The organism is Caballeronia sp. AZ1_KS37 (genome assembly GCF_023631165.1).
GTDB lineage: Bacteria > Pseudomonadota > Gammaproteobacteria > Burkholderiales > Burkholderiaceae > Caballeronia > Caballeronia zhejiangensis.
Map to the genome: position 1 here is coordinate 1 of NZ_JALQDP010000056.1, position 832 is coordinate 832.

At 60.5% G+C, this 832-nt stretch carries 1 protein-coding gene; it reads left to right on the top strand.

The window, feature by feature from the left end; genetic code table 11:
• On the top strand, positions 1 to 832 hold an 832-nt coding region (locus NCS00_RS33210), incomplete at both ends, for a citrate/2-methylcitrate synthase (protein ID WP_250442275.1).

Genomic DNA, 832 nt, shown 5'->3' on the forward strand with positions numbered 1-832 from the left:
ATCTGCTCGTGCACGGCAAGCTGCCGAACGCCGCCGAACTGAAGGCATACAAGACGAAGCTGAAGGCGTTGCGCGGCCTGCCCGCGAATCTCAAAGCCGCGCTGGAATGGATTCCCGCGTCCGCGCATCCGATGGACGTGATGCGTACCGGCGTCTCCGTGCTCGGCACGATCCTGCCGGAGAAGGACGATCACAACGTGCCGGGCGCGAAGGATATCGCCGACAAGCTGATGGCCTCGCTCGGCTCGATGCTGCTCTACTGGTATCACTATTCGCACAACGGCAAGCGCATCGAAGTCGAAACCGATGACGATTCCATCGGCGGTCACTTTCTGCATCTGCTGCATGGCGTCGCGCCGTCCAAAGCTTGGGTCGATGCGATGCACGTATCGCTCAATCTTTACGCCGAACACGAGTTCAACGCATCGACGTTCACGGCGCGCGTGATCGCGGGCACGGGTTCGGACATGTATTCCGCGATCACCGGCGCGATCGGCGCGCTGCGCGGTCCGAAGCATGGCGGCGCGAACGAAGTCGCGTTCGAAATTCAGTCGCGCTATCAGACGCCGGATGAAGCGGAAGCCGATATCAAACGCCGCGTCGAGAACAAGGAAGTCGTGATCGGCTTCGGCCATCCGGTGTACACGATCTCCGATCCGCGCAACAAGGTCATCAAGGAAGTCGCGAGGAATCTGTCGAAGGAAGCCGGCGATACGAAGCTGTTCGATATCGCCGAGCGCCTCGAATCGGTGATGTGGGACGCGAAGAAGATGTTCCCGAACCTCGACTGGTTCAGCGCGGTTTCATATCACATGATGGGCGTGCCGACCGC